1 rRNA gene is annotated in these 1,664 nt (G+C 55.2%); it reads left to right on the plus strand.

The annotated features are described in order from the left end of the window. The first annotated feature begins 122 nt into the window (after positions 1 to 122). A 16S ribosomal RNA gene (locus tag ACFQ7C_RS20225) occupies positions 123 to 1,644 on the plus strand. The last annotated feature ends 20 nt before the right edge of the window (positions 1,645 to 1,664 follow it).

Consider the following 1,664-nt stretch of genomic DNA (forward strand, 5'->3'; position numbering starts at 1 on the left):
GTTTTCTGGTTGGTGGGGGTCTTTTTTGGATCAATTCATGGATGTCAGTTTGATATTCGTTTTTGGTCATGATTGAACTCGCTGCTTTCGACCGTTTTTCCCGGTTGGGGTGGCAATCATTTTTTATGGAGAGTTTGATCCTGGCTCAGGATGAACGCTGGCGGCGTGCTTAACACATGCAAGTCGAACGGTGAAGCCCAGCTTGCTGGGTGGATCAGTGGCGAACGGGTGAGTAACACGTGAGCAACCTGCCCTGGACTCTGGGATAAGCGCTGGAAACGGCGTCTAATACTGGATATGAGCCTTTACCGCATGGTGGGGGTTGGAAAGATTTTTCGGTCTGGGATGGGCTCGCGGCCTATCAGCTTGTTGGTGAGGTAATGGCTCACCAAGGCGTCGACGGGTAGCCGGCCTGAGAGGGTGACCGGCCACACTGGGACTGAGACACGGCCCAGACTCCTACGGGAGGCAGCAGTGGGGAATATTGCACAATGGGCGGAAGCCTGATGCAGCAACGCCGCGTGAGGGATGACGGCCTTCGGGTTGTAAACCTCTTTTAGCAAGGAAGAAGCGAGAGTGACGGTACTTGCAGAAAAAGCGCCGGCTAACTACGTGCCAGCAGCCGCGGTAATACGTAGGGCGCAAGCGTTATCCGGAATTATTGGGCGTAAAGAGCTCGTAGGCGGTTTGTCGCGTCTGCTGTGAAATCCCGAGGCTCAACCTCGGGCCTGCAGTGGGTACGGGCAGACTAGAGTGCGGTAGGGGAGATTGGAATTCCTGGTGTAGCGGTGGAATGCGCAGATATCAGGAGGAACACCGATGGCGAAGGCAGATCTCTGGGCCGTAACTGACGCTGAGGAGCGAAAGGGTGGGGAGCAAACAGGCTTAGATACCCTGGTAGTCCACCCCGTAAACGTTGGGAACTAGTTGTGGGGTCCTTTCCACGGATTCCGTGACGCAGCTAACGCATTAAGTTCCCCGCCTGGGGAGTACGGCCGCAAGGCTAAAACTCAAAGGAATTGACGGGGACCCGCACAAGCGGCGGAGCATGCGGATTAATTCGATGCAACGCGAAGAACCTTACCAAGGCTTGACATACACGAGAACACCCTAGAAATAGGGGACTCTTTGGACACTCGTGAACAGGTGGTGCATGGTTGTCGTCAGCTCGTGTCGTGAGATGTTGGGTTAAGTCCCGCAACGAGCGCAACCCTCGTTCTATGTTGCCAGCACGTAATGGTGGGAACTCATGGGATACTGCCGGGGTCAACTCGGAGGAAGGTGGGGATGACGTCAAATCATCATGCCCCTTATGTCTTGGGCTTCACGCATGCTACAATGGCCGGTACAAAGGGCTGCAATACCGTGAGGTGGAGCGAATCCCAAAAAGCCGGTCCCAGTTCGGATTGAGGTCTGCAACTCGACCTCATGAAGTCGGAGTCGCTAGTAATCGCAGATCAGCAACGCTGCGGTGAATACGTTCCCGGGTCTTGTACACACCGCCCGTCAAGTCATGAAAGTCGGTAACACCTGAAGCCGGTGGCCCAACCCTTGTGGAGGGAGCCGTCGAAGGTGGGATCGGTAATTAGGACTAAGTCGTAACAAGGTAGCCGTACCGGAAGGTGCGGCTGGATCACCTCCTTTCTAAGGAGCACCTCAACCCT

The organism is Microbacterium sp. NPDC056569 (assembly GCF_042793475.1).
GTDB lineage: Bacteria > Actinomycetota > Actinomycetes > Actinomycetales > Microbacteriaceae > Microbacterium.